Source organism: Paraburkholderia domus (assembly GCF_905220705.1).
Taxonomy (GTDB): Bacteria; Pseudomonadota; Gammaproteobacteria; order Burkholderiales; family Burkholderiaceae; genus Paraburkholderia; species Paraburkholderia domus.
Genome location: NZ_CAJNAT010000001.1, coordinates 451257 through 472469, shown reverse-complemented (window position 1 = coordinate 472469; position 21213 = coordinate 451257). Strand labels below are relative to the sequence as shown.

At 60.7% G+C, this 21213-nt stretch carries 15 protein-coding genes and 1 tRNA gene; 12 read left to right on the top strand and 4 right to left on the bottom strand.

Features of this window, described 5'->3' with window-relative positions:
* The first annotated feature begins 27 nt into the window (after positions 1-27).
* The 4 genes from glnA to KHO31_RS01990 all read left to right on the top strand — a co-directional run bounded on the left by glnA (position 28) and on the right by KHO31_RS01990 (position 6783).
* A complete protein-coding gene (glnA, locus tag KHO31_RS02005) occupies positions 28-1443 on the top strand; it encodes a type I glutamate--ammonia ligase (RefSeq protein ID WP_105506871.1) in 1416 nt (471 codons plus the stop codon).
* A 212-nt stretch (positions 1444-1655) separates the two neighbouring features.
* A complete protein-coding gene (gene glnL / locus KHO31_RS02000) occupies positions 1656-2798 on the top strand; it encodes a nitrogen regulation protein NR(II) (protein WP_201123067.1) in 1143 nt (380 codons plus the stop codon).
* 35 nt (positions 2799-2833) lie between these two features.
* Positions 2834-4351, top strand: coding sequence for a nitrogen regulation protein NR(I) (gene ntrC, locus KHO31_RS01995; RefSeq protein ID WP_201069684.1), 1518 nt, complete (start codon positions 2834-2836; stop codon positions 4349-4351).
* Positions 4352-4569: 218 nt separating this feature from the next.
* Positions 4570-6783 (top strand): prolyl oligopeptidase family serine peptidase, encoded by a 2214-nt coding sequence (locus KHO31_RS01990; RefSeq protein WP_201140830.1) that lies wholly within the window; start codon positions 4570-4572, stop codon positions 6781-6783.
* A gap of 18 nt (positions 6784-6801) precedes the next feature.
* On the opposite strand, the gene xth is transcribed toward KHO31_RS01990, so the two are convergent.
* Positions 6802-7578, bottom strand: a complete 777-nt coding sequence (gene xth / locus KHO31_RS01985) for an exodeoxyribonuclease III (protein ID WP_201069680.1) — start codon at positions 7576-7578, stop codon at positions 6802-6804.
* A 255-nt stretch (positions 7579-7833) separates the two neighbouring features.
* On the opposite strand from xth, the gene KHO31_RS01980 reads away from it, so the two are divergent.
* Both KHO31_RS01980 and KHO31_RS01975 read left to right on the top strand, forming a co-directional pair.
* Positions 7834-8121, top strand: coding sequence for a hypothetical protein (locus KHO31_RS01980; RefSeq protein ID WP_201069679.1), 288 nt, complete (start codon positions 7834-7836; stop codon positions 8119-8121).
* Between the two features lie 112 nt (positions 8122-8233).
* Positions 8234-8310: transfer RNA gene (locus KHO31_RS01975), tRNA-Met, on the top strand.
* A gap of 98 nt (positions 8311-8408) precedes the next feature.
* Here the strand turns inward: KHO31_RS01975 and KHO31_RS01970 are convergent.
* Positions 8409-9107 carry an aspartate/glutamate racemase family protein gene (locus tag KHO31_RS01970; RefSeq protein WP_211622604.1) on the bottom strand — a complete coding sequence of 233 codons (699 nt, stop codon included), beginning with the start codon at positions 9105-9107 and terminating at the stop codon, positions 8409-8411.
* Positions 9108-9320: 213 nt separating this feature from the next.
* Between KHO31_RS01970 and KHO31_RS01965 the strand changes: the two genes are divergently transcribed.
* Positions 9321-10622, top strand: coding sequence for an amidohydrolase family protein (locus KHO31_RS01965; protein ID WP_211622602.1), 1302 nt, complete (start codon positions 9321-9323; stop codon positions 10620-10622).
* 569 nt (positions 10623-11191) lie between these two features.
* Here the strand turns inward: KHO31_RS01965 and KHO31_RS01960 are convergent.
* Positions 11192-11374 (bottom strand): hypothetical protein, encoded by a 183-nt coding sequence (locus KHO31_RS01960; protein WP_201069676.1) that lies wholly within the window; start codon positions 11372-11374, stop codon positions 11192-11194.
* A 38-nt stretch (positions 11375-11412) separates the two neighbouring features.
* Here KHO31_RS01960 and KHO31_RS01955 point away from each other — a divergent pair, with 38 nt between their 5' ends.
* The 4 genes from KHO31_RS01955 to KHO31_RS01940 are packed head-to-tail and all read left to right on the top strand — an operon-like array spanning position 11413 to position 17333.
* Positions 11413-13410, top strand: coding sequence for a phospholipase D-like domain-containing protein (locus tag KHO31_RS01955; protein WP_211622600.1), 1998 nt, complete (start codon positions 11413-11415; stop codon positions 13408-13410).
* A 3-nt stretch (positions 13411-13413) separates the two neighbouring features.
* A complete protein-coding gene (locus tag KHO31_RS01950; RefSeq protein ID WP_211622597.1) occupies positions 13414-14709 on the top strand; it encodes an SEL1-like repeat protein in 1296 nt (431 codons plus the stop codon).
* 13 nt (positions 14710-14722) lie between these two features.
* Positions 14723-16021 (top strand): SEL1-like repeat protein, encoded by a 1299-nt coding sequence (locus tag KHO31_RS01945; protein ID WP_211622595.1) that lies wholly within the window; start codon positions 14723-14725, stop codon positions 16019-16021.
* 13 nt (positions 16022-16034) lie between these two features.
* Positions 16035-17333, top strand: a complete 1299-nt coding sequence (locus tag KHO31_RS01940; protein WP_211622593.1) for an SEL1-like repeat protein — start codon at positions 16035-16037, stop codon at positions 17331-17333.
* Between the two features lie 242 nt (positions 17334-17575).
* Here KHO31_RS01940 and KHO31_RS01935 read toward each other — a convergent pair whose 3' ends face one another.
* On the bottom strand, positions 17576-19684 hold the full coding sequence (locus KHO31_RS01935; protein WP_201107948.1) for a M3 family metallopeptidase: 2109 nt from the start codon (positions 19682-19684) through the stop codon (positions 17576-17578).
* A 333-nt stretch (positions 19685-20017) separates the two neighbouring features.
* Here KHO31_RS01935 and KHO31_RS01930 point away from each other — a divergent pair, with 333 nt between their 5' ends.
* Positions 20018-21133, top strand: a complete 1116-nt coding sequence (locus tag KHO31_RS01930; protein WP_201073401.1) for an acyltransferase family protein — start codon at positions 20018-20020, stop codon at positions 21131-21133.
* The last annotated feature ends 80 nt before the right edge of the window (positions 21134-21213 follow it).

Below are 21213 nucleotides of genomic sequence, written 5' to 3'. Positions count from 1 at the left end.
CCGAATTCGTTAATCAGGAGATAGGTTATGAGTAAATCCGTGGCCGACGTCGTTCAACTCGTCAAAGACGAAGACGTCAAGTTTGTCGACTTCCGTTTCACCGACACGCGCGGCAAAGAGCAACACGTTTCGGTGCCGGTGTCGGCATTCGATGAAGACAAGTTCGAAAGCGGCCATGCGTTTGACGGTTCGTCGATTGCCGGCTGGAAGGGCATCGAAGCATCAGACATGTTGCTGATCCCGGACGCGAACACCGCCTTCATCGACCCGTTCTATGAAGAGTCGACCCTCGTGTTGACCTGCGACGTCGTCGAACCGGCTGACGGCAAGGGCTACGAACGCGACCCGCGTTCGCTCGCCAAGCGCGCTGAAGCGTACCTGAAGAGCACGGGCCTCGGCGACACGGCCTTCTTCGGTCCGGAACCGGAATTCTTCATTTTCGACTCGATCAAGTGGGGCACGGATCAGTCGGGCACGTTCGTCAAGATCGGTTCGGAAGAAGCACCGTGGTCGTCGTCGATGGACTTCGAAGGCGGCAACACCGGCCACCGTCCGGGCACGAAGGGCGGCTACTTCCCGGTCGCTCCGGTCGACACGTTCCAGGACATCCGTTCGGAAATGTGCCTGCTGCTCGAACAGATCGGCATCCCGGTCGAAGTGCATCACCACGAAGTCGCGGGCCAGGGCCAGAACGAAATCGGCACGAAGTTCTCGACGCTGGTGCAACGCGCCGACTGGCTGCAGCAGATGAAGTACATCATCCACAACGTCGCGCACACGTACGGCAAGACGGCTACGTTCATGCCGAAGCCGGTGGTCGGCGATAACGGTTCGGGCATGCACGTTCACCAGTCGATCTGGAAAGACGGCACGAACCTGTTCGCAGGCAATGGTTACGCAGGTCTGTCGGAATTCGCGCTGTTCTACATCGGCGGCATCATCAAGCATGCTCGCGCGCTGAACGCGATCACGAACCCGTCGACGAACTCGTACAAGCGCCTCGTGCCGCACTTCGAAGCACCGGTGAAGCTGGCTTACTCGGCTCGCAACCGTTCGGCGTCGATCCGCATTCCGCACGTGTCGAACCCGAAGGGCCGCCGTATCGAAACGCGCTTCCCGGATCCGATGGCGAATCCGTACCTGTGCTTCTCCGCGCTGATGATGGCCGGTCTGGACGGCGTGCAGAACAAGATTCACCCGGGCGAAGCTGCCGACAAGAACCTGTACGACCTGCCGCCGGAAGAGGATGCAAAGATCCCGACCGTGTGTGCCGGCCTCGACCAGGCGCTGGACGCACTCGACGCGGACCGCGAGTTCCTGACGCGCGGTGGCGTGTTCACGGATTCGATGCTCGACGCGTACATCGAACTGAAGACGGGCGAGCTGCAACGCTATCGTCAGTCGGTGCACCCGATCGAATTCGAAATGTACTACTCGCTGTAAGCGGCAATGGTGCTTCGCCCTTCAAACGGCGAAGCACTTTGCCCGACGCTCGCGATCGGTCACGAAGGGACGGCGGCGCCGTCCCTTTTTTGTTAGACCCGAATGCGTCCGCTCACGACGTTTGCGGCGTAGGGGCAATGAAGCAGGGCAGTAGGCAGGACAACAAGCGGTACACCTGATTTATCACCATCTCCTATCGGCCAGACTGCAAGATGGTTCTGAAGAATCTGATGAAGGCAAGGAAAGGACACGAGCAGACGCTGTCGGACGACGCTCAGCTGGTGAGTTCCGGTTTGTTGCCGGGCTTCGAAGCATTGCCGACGGTCGTGCTGGTGCTCGACAAGCGCACGCTGCGTGTGGTGTTTGCGAACCCGTCGGCGGAATCGATGCTTGAGCTTTCGCGCAAGCAACTGACGCAGATGGCGTGGCAGGACATCTTCTCGAATGCCGACGAACTGGTCGCGACCATCTCCGCGATCGCTGCTCACCGTTTTCACGCGACGCATCTGGACGCCGTACTCGAGCGCCCGGGCCACGAGCCGCTGCATGTGCATGCGATCGTCGGTTTTCTGGAAAGCGTGCAGGACTATGTGCTGCTCGAGCTGTTCGAGAACGAGCGGCATTTGCGCTCTGACCGCGAGGAGCGCATCAATGACCTCACGGCGGTCAACAAACAACTGATCCGCAATCTCGCGCACGAGATCAAGAACCCGCTCGGCGGGATTCGCGGCGCGGCACAACTGCTCGAATTCGAACTCGGCGAGCGTCAGCGCGACGAGTTGCGCGAGTACACGCAGGTCATCATCAAGGAATCGGACCGGCTGCAAACGCTGGTCGATCGCTTGCTGGAGCCGCACCGTCATCCGCATATCGTCGGCGACGTGAATATTCACGAAGTATGTGAACGTGTGCGCCAGGTGATTCTCGCGGAGTTTCCGCGCGGACTCACGATCGAGCGCGATTACGACGTGAGCGTGCCGGACCTCCGCGGCGACAAGGAGCAACTGATCCAGGCGCTGCTGAACATCGTGCGCAATGCTGCGGAAGCATTGCGTGAGCGCATCTCTCAAGGCGACGCGCGCATCGAATTGCGCACGCGCATTGCACGCAAGATCACTGTGTCGAAACGTTTATGTAAGCTGGCACTGGACTTGCATATCACTGACAACGGGCCAGGCATTCCTGAGGAAATCCGTGACCGCATTTTCTATCCGCTCGTGTCGGGGCGCGAGGACGGTAGCGGTCTCGGCCTGACGCTCGCGCAGACCTTCGTGCAACAACACGACGGTTTGATCGAGGTGGAAAGCCGGCCGGGCCACACCGAGTTTCAGATTCTGCTGCCGCTCGACTGCTAACACCACAAGCTTATCAAGACTTCTGACCGACCTATATGAAGCCGATCTGGATAGTAGACGACGATCAATCGATTCGCTGGGTGCTCGAAAAAGCGCTCGCCCGCGAAAACTTCGCGACACGCAGCTTCGCGAACGTGCGCGAGGCTTCCGCGGCGCTCGATCACGACAGCCCTCAGGTGCTGGTGTCCGACATCAGGATGCCTGGCGGCTCCGGCCTCGAATTGCTGCAAACCGTCCGTGACAAGGTGCCGGGCTTGCCCGTCATCATCATGACGGCGTTCTCGGACCTGGACAGCGCAGTCGCCGCATTCCAGGGCGGTGCTTTCGAATACCTCGCCAAACCGTTCGACGTCGACAAGGCGGTCGAGTTGATCCGCCGCGCTGTCGACGAAAGCATGCGTGGCGAACAGACATGGGACGACCGCGTCGCCGAGGCGCCGGAAATGCTCGGCCAGGCGCCCGCGATGCAAGACATGTTTCGCGCGATCGGCCGGCTATCGCATTCCTCGGCCACCGTGCTCATTACCGGCGAATCAGGCACCGGGAAGGAACTGGTCGCGCGTGCGTTGCACCGACATAGCCCACGCGCGAACGGTCCCTTCATCGCGTTGAATACGGCGGCGATTCCGAAGGATCTGCTGGAATCCGAACTGTTCGGTCACGAGCGCGGTGCGTTTACCGGCGCACAGGCCATGCGGCAGGGGCGCTTCGAGCAGGCCGAGAATGGCACGCTGTTTCTCGATGAAATCGGCGACATGCCGTTCGATTTGCAGACTCGCCTGTTGCGCGTGCTGTCGGACGGGCAGTTCTATCGCGTCGGTGGCCACAATCCGTTGCGCGCCAACGTGCGCGTAATCGCGGCGACGCACCAGAACCTCGAATCGCGTGTGCGTCAGGGCCTGTTCCGTGAGGACTTGTATCACCGTCTCAATGTGATCCGTTTGCGCCTGCCGGCATTGCGCGAGCGCAGCGAAGACATTCCGCTGCTCACTCGCCACTTCCTGCAAAAAAGTGCACGCGACCTGGGCGTGGAGCCGAAGCGCGTGTCCGAAGAAGCACTCGCTCATCTGGCATCGCTGCCGTTTCCGGGCAACGTGCGGCAACTGGAGAATCTCGCCAACTGGCTCACGGTGATGGCGCCGGCGCAGACCATCGAGATCAAGGACTTGCCGCCCGATCTGGGTCCCGCGCAAGCGGGTGTGACCGATCTCGCCGGCGGTGGCACTGGTGTGATCGGCACCGGCGAGGCGGGTCTCGCAGTCGGCGCGCCGATCAATGGCACCAGTGCGGCCGTGCATCCGGCTAGCAGTGCCGGCATGCCGGCTGCGACCACCGTCAGCGCCTGGGAAGGCGGCTTGCGCACTGAAGTCGCGCGGATGCTGCGCGAGAATGCAGCTGACGTCATGGACGAACTTGCGCGCCGTTTCGAAGCAGCGGTGATTCGCGAGGCGCTGGATTTCACGCGCGGACGCAAGGTGGAGGCGGCGGAGCGCCTTGGCATTGGTCGCAATACGATTACGCGCAAGATTCAGGAGCTCAATCTCGAGCCCTGAGGTTTGTATGATCAGCCGGGGCGGCTTGCCAGCCGCCCCGGCCGTTGTCGATTAGGGGGTTCATCAGGCCGCGTGTTGCGGCAGCCTCATAATCCGCCCCGTCGGCGCATCTTCAGCCGCTCTGACGGCTGCACCTTCATCCGCTCCGGCACCGAGCGTCAAAGGTCCTCGGGCTCCCGCAAGGCATAATCGACGCTGTTTTCATTCGACAGCTGACGATGCCCGCTTCCCCCGCTACTTTCTCCTGGCCGCTTTCCCCCGATCCTTTTCTGTCGCTCGAAGCGCTCGAGGACCCTCAGGCGCTCGCGTGGGTCGAAGCGCAGAATGCCCGCACACACGCCGCATGGGGCCGAAGCGCGGAATTCGAGTCGCTCAAACAGCGGCTTGCCAAAGCCTATCTGCCGCGCGAGCGTCCAGTCATCCCCGATCGCTGGAAGGACTGGGCCTATGACCTGTGGCAGGACGAACGCAATCCCAAAGGCATCTGGCGGCGCACGACGTGGGCGGCCTGGCGCAGTGGCGCACCTGTTTGGCAAAACCTGCTCGATTTCGACGCGCTCGGTGCGGCCGAAGGCACGCCATGGGTCTGCGCCGAACTCGACATTCTTTATCCGGACGGCGATCGTGCGCTGATTACGCTGTCGCCGGGCGGCTCGGACGCGCTGGTGGTGCGTGAGTTCGATATCGAAGCGCAACGTTTTGTCGACGACGGTTTCGTGATCGCGAAGGCCGGCAAGCACACGGCTTCGTGGATCGATCGGGATACGCTTTATGTCGGCTGGGACAACGGTCGCAAGACGCTGACGCGCTCCGGCTATCCGCGCGAAGTGCGGCGCTGGACGCGGGGTAGCGCATTGGCCGACTCGCCGGTGGTCTTCAAGGGAGCGTTCGGCGACATCGGCGTGGAGGCCCACTACGATCCCGTCGAGCAGCGCCACACCGTGGTGAGCAGCGTCGATTTCTTCGATTCGCATACGTACTACCTCGATAGCGCCAATGCCGCCACAGACGGTGCCAATGCCGCCACAGACGGTGCCAATGCCGCCAATCGTGCCAGTGCTGCCAACCATGCCAGCGCCTGGAAGCAGTACGACGTGCCGTCGCACGTTGCGGTCGGCGGCTGGCAGGGCTGGCTGCTGCTCGAACCGCGCCTCGATTGGGATTGCAATGGCGTGCGCTATCCGGGCGGCGCATTGCTGGCGATCCGGGAAATCGCGTTCCTGCGTGGTGAGCGTGACGTGGTGCCGCTTTTCACGCCGACGTCGCAAACCTCCGCCTGCGAGTGGACACACACGCGCAATCACCTGATCGTGTCTTACCTGGAGGATGTGCAGAGCAAGACCTCGCTGTGGATTCCGTCGCAAACGGACGATCAAGCCTGGCACTGGCATCAACGCGTCTTTCCATCACGTGACGACGTGCAAGCCGACGTCTCACCCGTCGAGCCGACGCTGGACGACGAAGTGTTCGTCGATACCGACGACTATTTGCAGCCGCCTGCCTACTGGCTCGCCGATCTTGACCGTGATGACTTGACCGATTGGGTGTTGCTCGACCGCTGGCCGACTCAGTTCGATGCGACGCCGTTCGCCGTGACGCGTGGGCACGTAGTGTCTGCGGACGGTACGCGGGTGCCGTACACCGTGATCGGACCGCAGGCGGCGCACCAGGCTGTGCAAGGGCAGACGGCGCAGACGGCGCGGCAGACACACCAGCAAGCGCACGAACAACCGCGCCCATGCCTGCTCAACGGTTACGGCGGCTTCGCAATTCCGTTGCTGCCGGGTTATCTGACTGGGCCAGGCATCGGCTGGCTGGAGCGGGGCGGTGTGTACGTAGTGGCGCATATTCGCGGAGGGGGCGAGTTCGGCACGCAGTGGCATACGGCGGCGCAGGGCGAGCACCGGCAGCGCGCGTTCGACGATTTCATCGCGGTGGCCGAGGCGCTCATCAGCACAGGCGTGACCAGTGCCGCGCAACTCGGCATTCAGGGCGGCAGCAATGGCGGCCTGCTGGTCGCGGCGTGCATGGTGCAGCGGCCCGAGTTGTTCGGCGCCGTGGTGTGCGAGGTGCCGCTGCTCGACATGAGCCGCTATCACCTGCTGCATGCGGGCGCGTCATGGATCGATGAATACGGCGATCCGGACGAGCCCGACGAAGCGCGCGTGCTGGCGGCTTACTCACCCTATCACCGTGTGAGCGCGGACGTGGCGTATCCGCCCGTGCTGTTCACCACGTCGACTGCCGACGACCGCGTGCACCCTGGACACGCGCGCAAGATGGCCGCGCGCATGCAGGCGCTGGGCGCGGAACGGGTCTGGTACCGGGAAAATACAGAAGGGGGCCACGGCGGCTCCGATGAGCTGGAGCAGGCCGAGCATGATGCGATGGTGTTCGAATTCTTGTGGCGTTGTTTGAACCGGGCGGCGTAGGCCTCGCTTGCGGCGCCTTCAGCCGATCTGCGCGATAACCGGTGCGTGGTCCGACGGCTGCTCCCACTTGCGCGGCACCTTGTCGACATCGCAGGACGAGCATGCTTCGGCAAGCGCTTTCGACAGCAGAATGTGGTCGATGCGCAGGCCCGCATTACGGCGGAACGCCATCATCCGGTAATCCCACCACGAGTAGATCTTTTCCGGTTGCTCGAACTGGCGGAACGCATCGACGAGACCGAGTTCGATCAGCCGCACGAACTCGGCACGCTCTTCGGGCGACACCAGATTCTGGCCTTCCCATGCTTTCGGGTCATGCACGTCGCGATCTTCCGGCGCGATGTTGTAGTCGCCGAGCAGCGCGAGCTTCGGATACAGCGCCATTTCGCTCGCGACCCAGTCGTGCAATGCAGCGAGCCAGCCCAGCTTGTAGGCGAATTTGTCGGTGCCCGGCGCCTGGCCGTTCGGGAAGTACGCGGAGATGATGCGCACGCCCTCGACGGTCGCGGCAATCACGCGTTGCTGCGGATCCTCAAAACCGGGGATATTGCGCACGATGCTGCTTTCGTCGACGCTCAGGCCTTCGCGCACCAGGATGCCGACGCCGTTATAGGTCTTCTGGCCCGCGAACCAGCTCCGGTAGCCTTTCTCTTCGAGTTCGGCGCGGGGGAATTTGTCGTCGGTCAGCTTCAACTCCTGCAGGCACAGCACATCCGTGTGGCTGGTTTCGAGCCAGTCGATGACGTGCTGCAGGCGCACTTTGAGGGAGTTGACGTTCCAGGTGGCGATTTTCATGAAGTTCTCACATTCTTGCAGGGCAAGGCCTTGCGGGGCGCTGACCCCTCGTTTTTGCTTTATTTCGCGTTAGCTGCCCGTCCGGCGACCCGAATTCGGATCCGGCAGGATCGGGTTGATTCCGATAGTCCCGCATCTTATCGCGCGAGACGAGCGACCGTGAAAATTGCCCCGGTGGTCGACAAAAATAAAAGCCCGATCCCGTCATGCCGCGGCGTATAGTGGGATCACATTGACGCGCATCGGGGATTCATCATGGCTCAACTTTATCCTGCCCTTTATAAGGACTTCGAAGTTCATCCGCTGGTGTTTTCGCGGCAGTTCGACAAGTTCGACGGTCACAAGCGTCATGCCGAAGGTTACGACGTTGCGGTGCGAGTTTGCCGGCCGGGCGCGATCAGCGGCTCGAAGGCAAGCCGCGTATTTCGTCTCGAGTTGCCGTCCACGTTTTCCGATTTCGGCGTCGCGAAACGCAGCGCGAGCCAGTACGGCGCGGACATCATCGACGGCAAAGTGGAAGGGGCGACGGTCGAGGATCTCTGAGTTGCCCGCTCATTTGCTGCATGAGAGCGGACACGCGTAGCGCCTTGTCTGAAATTATTTCGTCCGATTGTTTGACGTCTCGCGAACGGCCCTATATACTCTTTTTCTCTGACGCGGGGTGGAGCAGTCTGGCAGCTCGTCGGGCTCATAACCCGAAGGTCGTAGGTTCAAATCCTACCCCCGCAACCAAGTTTTGTTGAAAGCCCGCTAGCGCAAGCTACGCGGGCTTTTTAACTTCTGGCGCTTCCTGTTTCCTTTCCTCATGCGTGCGCCACACGCGCGTGCATTCAGTCCGATTCGATCGCCCATTCCACTGCCGCTTGTGCATGCAACGCGGTCGTGTCGAACACGGGCAACGCCGAATCTTCCGGCTTGATCAGCAAGGTGATTTCCGTGCAGCCGAGAATCACCGCTTGCGCACCACGCGCAGCGAGTCTTTCGATCACACGTTGATACACCGCACGCGAGGCGTCGTTCACTTTGCCGTGGCATAGCTCGTCGTAGATGATGCGGTGCACATCTGCGCGTTCGGTGTCATCTGGAATGAGTGTCTCGAGGCCGTAGCATTCACGTAAGCGCCCCGCGTAAAACGCCTGCTCCATCGTATAGCGCGTACCCAGCAAACCCACCCGCGTGATTCCGGCGGCGCGCAGCGCGTTGCCGGTCGGATCGGCGATGTGCAGGAAGGGCACGTCGATTGCCTGCTCGATCGATTCATATACGCGATGCATCGTGTTGGTCGCCAGTATCACCAGATCGGCGCCGCCTCGTTCGAGTTGACGTGCGGCGTCGGCCATCTGTGTGCCGAGCGCGGTCCAGTCGCCCGCGCGCTGGCTGGCCTCGACCGACGCGAAGTCGACCGTCAGCAACAGACTGCGGGCGTTGTGGTGGCCGCCTAGGCGCGCTTTGGCGTGGCGGTTCATGAGCGTGTAGTACTCGGTGCTCGATTCCCAACTCATGCCGCCAATCACGCCGATCATTTTCATGGTCTTGCTCCGTGGGGGAGGTTGTCAGCCGTTGTGCGCCGAACGCCCAAGCATCGAAAGTGTGAGAGTCGAGTATAGGCGGGCTTCAGCGCCCGCAGCCGGTACGGATATCCCGCTGCCCACCGGTACGGCATCCTGTTAAAACATCGGCATGCCCTTTCTGACGCCGATAGAATCGTGATCAGTCAAAGAGCGGTCAACAGGGAGCGAACCATGGATCTGATCATCCGCCGCGCGATGCTGCCGCCGAGCGCCATATCACAGCACAAGCAGCACAAGCAGCCGGTCGACATCGGCATTGAAGCGGGCCGTATCGTCGCCGTCGAACCGAATCTGGCTGCCAGTGCGCGCGAAGAAATTGATGCCGCCGGCTCGCTCGTCACGCCGCCCTTCGTCGATCCGCATTTCCACATGGACGCGACGCTGTCGTACGGCTTGCCGCGCGTGAACGCGTCGGGCACCTTGCTGGAAGGTATCGCGCTGTGGGGTGAGTTGAAGCCGGACCTCACACAGGAAGCGCTGATCGAGCGGGCGCTGCAGTACTGCGACTGGGCTGTCGCACGCGGTCTGCTAGCGATTCGCAGCCACGTGGACGTGTGCGATCCACGCTTGCTCGCGGTCGAGGCACTGATCGAAGTAAAACGCCGCGTTGCACCGTACCTCGACTTGCAACTGGTCGCGTTTCCGCAGGACGGCGTCTTGCGCAGCGCCGGCGCATTCGAGAATCTCAAGCGTGCAATTGCGATGGGCGTCGACGTGGTCGGCGGGATTCCGCATTTCGAACGCACGATGGCCGACGGTGCGCAGTCCGTGCGCATGTTGTGCGAGTTCGCGGCAGAGCAGGGCTTGCGCGTCGACATGCATTGCGATGAATCTGATGACCCGATGTCGCGCCATATCGAAACGCTCGCAGCTGAAACGCACCGGCTTGGCTTGCATGGACGCGTCGCCGGGTCGCACCTGACCTCGATGCATTCGATGGACAACTACTACGTCAGCAAGCTCTTGCCGCTGATGCGCGAGTCGGGTGTCGCGGCGATCGCCAATCCGTTGATCAACATCACGCTGCAAGGCCGCAGCGATACGTATCCGAAACGGCGTGGCATGACACGCGTGCCGGAGATGATGGCGGCGGGCATCAACGTCGCGTTCGGTCACGATTGCGTGATGGACCCGTGGTACAGCCTCGGCTCGGGCGACATGCTCGAAGTCGCGCACATGGGTTTGCATGTTGCGCAGATGACGGGTGTCGATGGCATGCATGCGTGTTTCGACGCGGTCACAGTGAATGCCGCGCGTATTCTTGGTCTGGAAGGCTACGGCATTGCGCCGGGAAGCGCCGCCAATCTCGTGCTGCTCGACGCACGCGATCCGGTCGAAGCGATCCGTCTGCGCGCCGCCCGGCTCGTGGTGGTGAGCCGCGGTAAGGTGGTGAGCCGCGCGCCTGCTGCGCGCGCGGCGTTGTCGCTGGAAGGGCGTCCTGCGCAGGTGGATTTCAAACTGCATCGCGGTTAGCCGCAGCGCGCAGCATACTTGCGCGCGTATGAAAAAAGCCGGTGCTCGCTCACGCGAGTCACCGGTTTTTTTATTGATGCTGTGCGAACAAACAAAAGAGATTGATACGTGGGGGCTTTTTAGAATCAAGGGCCTAGCGATAAATGCGAACTCGATCCAGAGAAATAGAGTTCGACACACGCACTGCTCAATGCGACGTGACCCGGGTAAATCTGCACCATCCTGCCATGTCAGGGCACACGAAAGATTGTCGCAAACAGAGGCGTTCATATAAATCGCCCTGGTTTTCATGCGGGACGTTGTCGAATCTTTACAATTCGTATGATGAATGCGGTGTAGCCTCGTAAAAGACGCCATGTCGGGTCACGACGATACCGACAAGCTGGGGAACGTCCTCGCCAGTTTGGTCCTGGGTTGCGCTCTGGCCCAATCCTGTTATTTGCGATGACGTTTTCTGGCTTGTGTCCGGTTGTGCTGTCTTTGACTTTTTTGTCGTTGCGGCGCGTCACACCTGTTCAGAAAACATGCATTCATGAAATCGATGGTTCTGCCGTCCCAGGCGTATGAGGTCAAACTTGCGCCGCATCCAATCCTATCGGGTCGAACTGGCAAATGGCGTGGCCTACGAGATCCCGGTGAACGACGGGTTCCGGCGAGATGCCGCCAACGGTCAATTGGCGAATCAAGGTTTTCATTTTTTCGAGCAAGGCCAGGATGACGATGGAGAAGATCGCGCGGCCCACCGTCAGCACTACTACCGCCTGCTTAACCCCGATACGGACGCCCGGCCATGAGTCAATCCGCAGCAATTACCACACCGATCGCGCTATCTTGCGGGAACACGGCGACGTTGACGTTGCCGCATTTCGTGCAGAAGGCCGAGTACAAACCCAAACCGGCTACGCATCAACCGCTGGTGAACGGGGAGGAAGCGTTCGGCGCCGTCCATGACGCGATCGCTCTGGCACAACACAGCATCGACATCATCTGCTGGGGGTTCCAGCCGTCGATGTATTTCAGGCGAGGCGGCCCGGATTCGCGGCCAATCGGGCAGTTGCTGCTGGAGATGGCGCGCAGGAAGGTGAAGGTGCGTCTGCTCGTTTGGGGCGATAAGGCCCACGTCGCGCAGTTCCTGGAAAACATGATGCCGGGCGGGCGCTTCACAACGGCGGCGGATAACCGGAATTCGACCCAGCAGGAATTCGATAGCTGGTGGTACGGGCAGGTCAAGCTGGACAGGAAGAATCAGCCGGGAACGGAACTGACGGGGGCCGACCTTCTGCCGTTCCCATTGAATGCGATGGGAAAGGGCGCCGAGCATACGGTCAACCATGCGTTGCGGCACTGGCGTGACCCGGCGTTCGACAATATTGAATTCGCGACGCGCGATTTCAGTCTGGAGGAGCACGCAGAAATCGCCTGGCGGACCGCGTTCGACAGTGACTATGCCGGGCGTGGTACGGGTGTGAAGGCGAAGAATAGCCTGGCGATGGGAGGCGCACCCTCGCATCATCAGAAAATGGTGCTGATCGACTATGAGTATCCCGAGCTGGCCACCGGCTTTGTGATGGGACACAACACGCTCGACGAATACTGGGACACCAGCAGCCATGGCAGCCTGCGGATGCATCCGCAGATGGGGCGCAACGGATTTCGCCCGCGGCAGGACATCTCCGCCCGGGTGACGGGGCCGATCCTGATCGACCTGAACCGCAATTTCTGTCAGGCGTGGGATAAGGCAACGGGACAGCAACTCGGAAAGGAGCGCGCATCGGCGAAGGAACCGGTCATGCGCTGTGGCAAGGATGACGTACCGGTGATGGCGCAGATCCTGCGAACCCAGTCACAGGCGGGAAAGCATGGTGTTAAGGATATCGAATCGCTTTACCTTCAGGCGGTCAACAATACCAGCAATTTCATTTACATCGAGAATCAGTATTTCCGCTTTCCGCCGCTGGCGGACAAGCTGACCAGTCTGGTGAAAGCCTATCAGCAGGGCGGGCGTAAGACGCCGCTGTATCTGTTTGTCGTGACGAACTCGAGCGATGACGGGATTGGTCTGGGCACGGTCAGCACGTATCAGATGCTCAATGCGCTGGGGCGCGCGGATGTCCTGCCGGGTGTCGCAAAGCTTGAGCGTGCCGACGATCTGGGCAGGCAGTATGACGCAGCGCTCAAGGCGAAAAAGGCGGCTGACCAGGCGCTTGAGAATGCCATGCAGATGAAGGTCGATCCATTTTCCGGCTCGGCGCAGTATGCGGTGAACAACATGGCGGCCTGTCAGCAGGAAGCCGCTGAGGCTGCCCAGCGGGTGAGCGAATTGAAATCGCAACTGGAGAAGGCGAAGACGGAAGACCCGCAGAAACTGAACATTCCGGGGCTCAATGTGCATATCTGCACCCTCGTTCCGCCCGATACGCCGAAGGGAATGCAGTGGGACGAGGTGTATATCCATTCCAAGCTGATGATCGTTGACGACGTTTTTGTAACGCACGGTTCGGCCAACATCAATCTGCGCAGCATGGAGGTGGATAGCGAGTTGAATATCTGCCACGAGTCCATGCGCGTGACGCAGCCGCTGCGGGAGAAGCTGTGGGGGATTCATACGAAGGGGATGGGGGTGGGGGAGAAGGGTTTGAATGGGAGGTTGGATGCGCAGAGAGCTTTCAAGAGTTGGGATTCCATTATTTCGAAAAATAAAAAAAGAAAATCTATTGAAAAAAATAGCCCGTACGCATCCTTGGTTGAGTTTCATCGGGATGACCCAAGTCGATCCAGCTGGGACTAGGAAATGAGAGTTGCCGCGTTACTGTTGTTAACGATCACAAGTTTGGCCGCCTGTTCGAAGGAGAATGACTTGCCTGGTTTACCTGACATTGCCAGCGTTCGCGCCAATCTGGCGTTCACCTGCACCCACGAAGCTGATCGTCTACCCGCGCTTGATCCGGACGCAGATGCCTTGTTCCGTTACAGCCGGTATCTGCAAACGCGGGATGGTCCGAAGAACTTCGACGAGATGGCGCGTTACTACCGCATCGCAGCGGCACATGGCCACTACAAGGCGAACCATAATGTGCAGCAACTGGTATCGCAAGGCATGGCGGATTCACCAGACGCATCACGCGAAGCTGTTGAATGGGCTACCCAACTGGTCAATGAGGGGATACCGACGGGTTACTACGATATTGGCTATTACCTGAATGCCGGATACGGCCTGAAGCAGAACAGGGAGATGGCGCTGAAGTACATTCGCAAGGCAGCAGATCTGGGGAACGCGGACGCCCAGCATTACATTGCTGGATTACTGGCTCCCCATGATAGGGCACCGGACATCGCAAGCCAGATGCAGCAATGTGCTGCCGATCAGGGGCACGGGCGTGCAGCCTTTGAGTGGGGTATAGATCGCCAAGAAGAGGGGAAATACCGTGATGCTCTCGTGGCATATCAGAAAGGCGTAGCTGCGGGAAGTAGCGTATCGGCACTGAATCTTGAGGAATCGTTTCTCGCGCCACCTGCTACTGAGGAACTCTATTTTCTTGATCTTTCCAAGGATCAGGAACGTTCGCGCCGCTATAAATTGATAGGGAAGTTTCTTGATCTTAACCAGTTGAGTAACCCAACCGTCCCGGATATCGGCAGGATCGTTCCGCTGCCACCGGCTCAACTACCGGCATGGGACGGCACGTTCGAATGGGAAAAGAAGCAGGCAGAGATTCCACCGAAGCCATCGGACGAACTGATCAACCGCCTGGCGAAGGAAAAGAACCTGGACCCGGCGACCGGCCTGCCACTACCGGCTGCAGCAAGCCAGACCTCCCAGGCGGGTAAGCCTGCGAAGCTGGCGCGTGTACCACTGGGCACGATGGTGCGGGCCGGCGCGCGATGTCCGGAAAGCGGCGTGTGGTGCACACAGATTCTGGCAGAGCTACGCGGCGAGACGACACAGTACTTCCGTAAGGGCGAAACGTTGCCGATGCTGGACGTGTACAGGCCACGCATATTCGTGTGGCTCGACGACGTACAGGGGAAACGTCGCTACACCACGGACGTGATCTGGACACTGACCGCTTACAACGATAAGGCGTAACGCCGGTGAGCCGATGAGATATCCCGTACTGGTTTCACTATTCATTTTGCTGGCGAGCGGCTGTTCGAACCGGGGTGACGCGCTACCTTGGGATGCGGCATTGGGGAACATACGCGCCAATCTGGCGTTCACCTGCGCCCACGAAGCTGATCGTCTACCCGCGCTCGATCCGGGCGCGGATGCCTTGTTCCGTTACGGCCGGTATCTGCAGACGCGGGATGGTCCGAAGAACTTCGACGAGATGGCGCGTTACTACCGCATCGCAGCGGCGCACGGCCATTACAAGGCGAACCATAACGTGCAGCAACTGGTGTCGCAGGGCATGGCAAGTTCGCCGGGCGCCGCACGCGAGGCCGTTGAATGGGCGACCCAACTGGTCAATCAGGGGATTCCGACGGGTTACTACGATATTGGTTACTACCTGAATTCCGGATACGGCCTGAAGCAGAACACGGAGATGGCGCAGAAGTACATCCGCAAGGCCGCGGATCTGGGGAATGCGGACGCACAGTACTACGTTGCCGACTTATTGGCTCCCCATGATCGAGCGCCGGACGTTGCAAGACAGATGCGGCAATGTGCTGCCGATCAAGGGCATGGGCGGGCAGCTTATGAACTGGGAGTAAATCGTCAAAATAATGGGAAATACCATGATGCTGTCGTGGCATATCAAAGGGGTGTGGCCGCAGGAGAGAGCATCTCGGCTCTGATTCTTCAGAGATCATTCCTGGCACCACCCGCCACGGACGAAGGCTCCTACCTTGATCTGCCCAAGGATCAAGAACGCTCGCGCCGCTACAAACTGATAGGAAATTTCCTTGACCGCAACCAGCTGAGCAACCCTACTGTTCCGGATATCGACAGGATCGTTCCGCTGCCACCGGCTCAACTACCGGCATGGGACGGCACGTTCGAATGGGAAAAGAAACAGGCCGAGATTCCGCCGAAGCCATCGGACAAACTGATCAACCGCCTGGCGAAGGAAAAGAATCTGGACCCGGCGACCGGCCTGCCGCTACCGGTTGCAGCAAGCCAGACCTCCCAGGCGGGTAAGCCTGCGAAGCTGGCGCGTGTACCACTGGGCACGATGGTGCGGGCCGGTGCGCGGTGTCCGGAAAGCGGCGTGTGGTGCACACAGATCCTGGCAGAGCTACGCGGCGAGACGACACAGCGCTTCCGCAGGGGCGAAACGTTGCCGATGCTGGACGTGTACAGGCCACGCATATTCGTGTGGCTCGACAGCGTGCTGGGGAAACGTCGCTACATCACGGACGTGATCTGGACACTGACCGCTTACAACGATAAGGCGTAACGCCGGTGAGCCGATGAGATATCCCGTACTGGTTTCACTATTCATTGTGCTGGCGAGCGGCTGTTCGAACCGGGGTGACGCGCTACCTTGGGATGCGGCATTGGGGAACATACGCGCCAATCTGGCGTTCACCTGCGCCCACGAAGCTGATCGTCTACCCGCGCTCGATCCGGGCGCGGATGCCTTGTTCCGTTACGGCCGGTATCTGCAGACGCGGGATGGTCCGAAGAACTTCGACGAGATGGCGCGTTACTACCGCATCGCAGCGGCGCACGGTCATTACAAGGCGAACCATAACGTGCAGCAACTGGTGTCGCAGGGCATGGCAAGTTCGCCGGATGCCGCACGGGAGGCTGTTGAATGGGCGACCCAACTGGTCAATCAGGGGATTCCAACGGGTTACTACGACATTGGTTATTACCTGAATGCCGGATACAGCCTGAAGCAGAACAGGGAGGTGGCGCTGAAGTACATCCGCAAGGCGGCAGATCTGGGCAATGCGGACGCCCAGTACTACATTGCCGACTTATTGTTTCCTCATGACAAGGCGCCGGATATCGCAAGACAGATGCGGCAGTGTGCTGCCGATCAGGGGCATGGGAAGGCGGCTTTCGATTTGGGCATAAGTCTCGAAAACGACAAGCTATACCGAGAGGCGCTGTCGGCATATCAGAAAGGTGCGGCCTCCGGTAACAATACATCTGCGTTGGTTCTTGAAAAATCGTTTTTGTCATTGACCTCCGCAGAGGAAGGCTTCTTTCTTGACCTTCCAAAAGATCCGGAACGCTCGCACCGCTACAAATTGATCGGTGCTTTCCTTGACCGCAACCAGCTGAGCAACCCCACCGTCCCGGATATCGACAGGATCGTTCCGCTGCCACCGGCACAACTCCCCGCGTGGGACGGCACGTTCGAATGGGAAAAGAAACAGGCAGAGATTCCACCGAAGCCATCGGACGAACTGATCAACCGCCTGGCGCAGGAAAAGAATCTGGACCCGGCGACCGGCCTGCCGGTATCGGCTGCGGCAAGCCAGACCTCCCAGGCGGGTAAGCCTGCGAAGCTGGCGCGCGTACCGCTGGGCACGAAGGTGCGGGCCGGTGCGCGATGTCCGGAAAGCGGCGTGTGGTGCACACAGATTCTGGCAGAGCTACGCGGCGAGACGACACAGTACTTCCGTAAGGGCGAAACGTTGCCGATGCTGGACGTGTACAGGCCACGCACATTCGCGTGGCTCGACAGCGTGCTGGGGAAACCCCGGTACCCCACGGACGTCACATGGAAGCCGATTTCTTCCGGTGACGAGGCCTAGCCAGCTACCCAAGCCACCTCGCACGAGCCCGATATGTGCCCGAACCCAGTTCAATGCAGAACCAGCGAGGTGGTCCGCGGTCGACTCGACCGCATCTGGCCAATTTTTACTGGTCGTGCCCGGCGCCTTCGGCCCGCTTGAGCCGTACGGCTTGTGTCGAACTCCATTGCTTCGTGTCCCACTCTATTGTCGGTTCATCAGTCGGCGCCATCTACAACGCCGACTGACGCTTCAACGCAAGATCAATGCGTCGCGGCAGGCGTCATGCCGTTGTGCCGCAACAAGGCGTCGATATTCGGCTCGCGGCCGCGGAACGCCTTGAACGATTCCATCGCGGGGCGGCTGCCGCCCACTTCCAGAATTTCCTTGCGATAGCGCATGCCGGTCGCCTGATCGAGCACGCTGCCGCTTGCGGCTTGTGCCGCTTCTTCGAATGCGGCATACGCATCGGCGGAGAGCACTTCAGCCCACTTGTAGCTGTAGTAGCCTGCCGCGTAACCGCCCGCGAAAATATGGCTGAACGTATTCGGCCAACGCGAGAACGGAGCTTGCGGCACCACATGGAAACGCTCATTGATCTCGCTAGCGAGTTCGGTCGCGTTCTTCGTGCCGGATGCATCAAAACCGGTGTGCAGTTGCATGTCGAACATCGAGAATACGATCTGACGCAACGTGCCGAGACCGCTCTGGAAATTCTTCGCAGCAAGCATTTTGTCGAACAGATCACGCGGCAGCGGCTTGGCGGTTTCGACGTGCGAGGTCATGTCGCTCAACACGTCCCACTCCCAGCAGAAGTTCTCCATGAATTGCGACGGCAGTTCGACCGCATCCCACTCGACGCCGTTGATGCCCGACACGCCGAGTTCATCGACACGCGTGAGCATGTGATGCAGCCCGTGGCCGAACTCGTGGAACAGCGTGATCACTTCATCGTGCGTGAAGCAGGCGGGCTTGCCGCCGACCGGTGCCGAGAAGTTGCAGGTCAGATACGCCACCGGCGTCTGCACGCTGCCGTGCGTGTGCTTGTGACGGCCGCGCGCGTCGTCCATCCATGCGCCGCCGCGCTTGCCTTCGCGTGCATACAGGTCGAGATAGAACTGCGCGACGAGGCCGCCGTCCTGATTCTCGACACGGAAAAAGCGCACGTCCGGATGCCATACTGCCGCTTCGTCTCGACGGATGCGCACGTTGAACAGCGTTTCGGTGACCTTGAAGAGACCCTTGAATACGGCGTCTTCCGGGAAGTACTGTTTGACTTCGTTCTCGGAGAACGAATAACGCTGCTGACGCAGACGTTCAGCGGCGAACGTCATGTCCCACGGCTGCAGGTCGGTCAAGCCGAGTTCGTTCGCGGCAAATTCGCGCAGTTCCTTCCAGTCCTGTTCGGCGTGCGGACGCGCGCGCGTGGCGAGATCTTCGAGGAAGGCCATGACTTGCGCCGGCGACTCGGCCATCTTCGGCGCGAGCGAGACTTCGGCGAAGTTGTTGTAGCCCAGCATGTGCGCTTCTTCCGCGCGCAGCTTCAACTGATCGGCGAGCACCTGAGTGTTGTCCCACTCGGGCTTGCCGTCGCCGTATTGCGGGCCGAGCTCGGAGGCACGCGTCACATACGCGCGGTAGATCGCTTCGCGCATCGCGCGATTCTCCGAGTACTGCATCACCGGGAAATACGACGGAAAGTGCAGCGTGAATTTGTAGCCAGTCTTGCCTTCGCGTTCGGCCGCTTCCTTCGCGGCTTCGATCACGTCTTCGGGCAGGCCGGCTAGCTGTGCTTCATCGCCGGCTTCGACGAGATAGGCGTACGCGTTCGTTGCATCGAGCACGTGATCCGAAAACGCTTTCGACAACCCCGCCTGGCGTTCCTGCAATTCGGCGAAATGCGGCTTCTGGTCCTCCGGCAACTCCGCGCCGGACAGGCGGAAATCGCGCAGCGCATTGCTGAGAATTTTCTTGCGCTCGCCGGTCAGTGACGAGAAATCGCTGCTGGCGTGAAGCGCCTTGTACTTCTCATACAGCGCGAGATTCTGGCCGACGCTCGACCAGAATTCGGTGACGCGCGGCAGATTCTCGCCGTACACGGCGCGCAACTCCGGCGTATCCGCTACGGCATTCAGATGACCGACTACGCTCCAGGCGCGCGACAGCGGCTCGGTGGCGCGCTCGACCGGCTCGACCACGTCGGCCCACGAAGCGGGCGTAATGGGCTGGGCGGCGCGCTCGACGGCGGCGGCTGCATCGGCGAGCAGGACATCGAGAGCGGGCGTGACGTGTTCGGGGCGGATTTCGCCAAAGCGCGGCAGGTCGGAGAAATCGAGGAGCGGATTGTCGTGCTTCGAGAGGGTAGTGGACATAAGGCTTCCTGTCTGACGCGGGTGAACGGGTAATGGGAGCATCGACGGGCGTGCGCGACGACACCCCGATAACACTCCATAAGGACATTATTGGGGCAGGGCACGCCGATTCCAATCCGTCGGCAGACAAATTATCAGATGTCGCGCGACTGTGCGCGGGGAAGCGAGTGCCGCACGTGGTTCAGGCGGCAGGAATGCGCCGCCGGGTTGCTCCCGAATCGCCGCGCCGGCTATGGCGCTGCATTCTGTGCGAAAACGAACGGTGGGAATTGCTGCCATGCCGCATTCTGGCGTGTCGCTATCTGTCAGCGACGCTTTCTGTAAGAGGTATCGATGAACCCGCTTTCGCACGCCCTATCGCGCAACGGCAACAACTTCGACCTCGTGCGGCTCCTTGCCGCCGTTGCCGTCGTGTATGGCCACTCGTATCTGCTGCAAGCGCCCGACGGCACGACGGACTGGGTCCAGAGTGCGCTCGGCTTCGACGGTTTCGGCGCGCTCGGCGTCTACGCATTTTTCCTGCTGAGCGGCATGCTGGTGACCGCCAGTTTCGACCGGCAGCGCTCGGTGCCCCGTTTCGCTGCATTGCGCATCGCGCGCCTGTGGCCGGCGGTGGCAGGCGGTTCGCTGGTGACGGTATTCATCCTCGGCCCGTTGTTCACGACACTGCCGCTGCGCGACTATTTCACCTCCGGCATGACGTGGGCCAGCCTCGACAACTTCTCCACCATCGTGCTGAAAACCGGTTGGGCGCTGCCCGGTGTATTCGAGCACAACCGTTTTCCGGTCGACGTCTGTGCGCCGTTGTGGACCCTGCCGCTCGAAGTGCGCTGCTATCTGATCGTGATGGTGACCGGCATGCTGGGGTTGTTGTCCAGCGCGCGCGGCGTGGCGCTGGCGGCGTTGCTCGGGTGCATCGCGTTCATTCTGCGCGTGCATCTGCCCCATCTGCAGATTGGGCTGCGTGACTTCAGCGAACCGCCCGGCGGCTATTCGTTCTGGCCGGAGCCGTTTTTCATGCTTGGGATGCTGTTGTACGGCTGGCGCGAATGGATCGATATCAACGGCCTGACGGCTCTCGCACTGGCGATGGTGTTCCTGGTGTTCCGCGACACGGCCGGCGCCCAACCGCTGTTCTATCTGGCCTTCGTTTACGGCGTGCTATGGGTGGGCACCACGCCGCTTTTGCGGCGCTTCGTGCCGCGCCACGATTACTCGTATGGGATTTATCTGTACGGCTTCATGGTGCAGCAATGCGTCGCGAATATCGCGCCGCAGTTGAGCCATGTGACAGCGGTGCTGATCGCCGCGCCGTTCATCCTGCTGTGCGCGGCGCTGTCGTGGCACTGCCTGGAGCGGCCAGTGCTGAATTGGTGCCGCGGGCGCCTTGCGCGTCCGCAGACGCCGCTTGGCGCGAGTATGGCGGCAGGGGATCAGGCGGCCCGCTGAGAGGGTGATGTTGGCGTGGAAGGGGGTGCGACAGGCATTCGAAGCCGTACATGCCGGCGAATCCGCTTCGCCGGCATGTG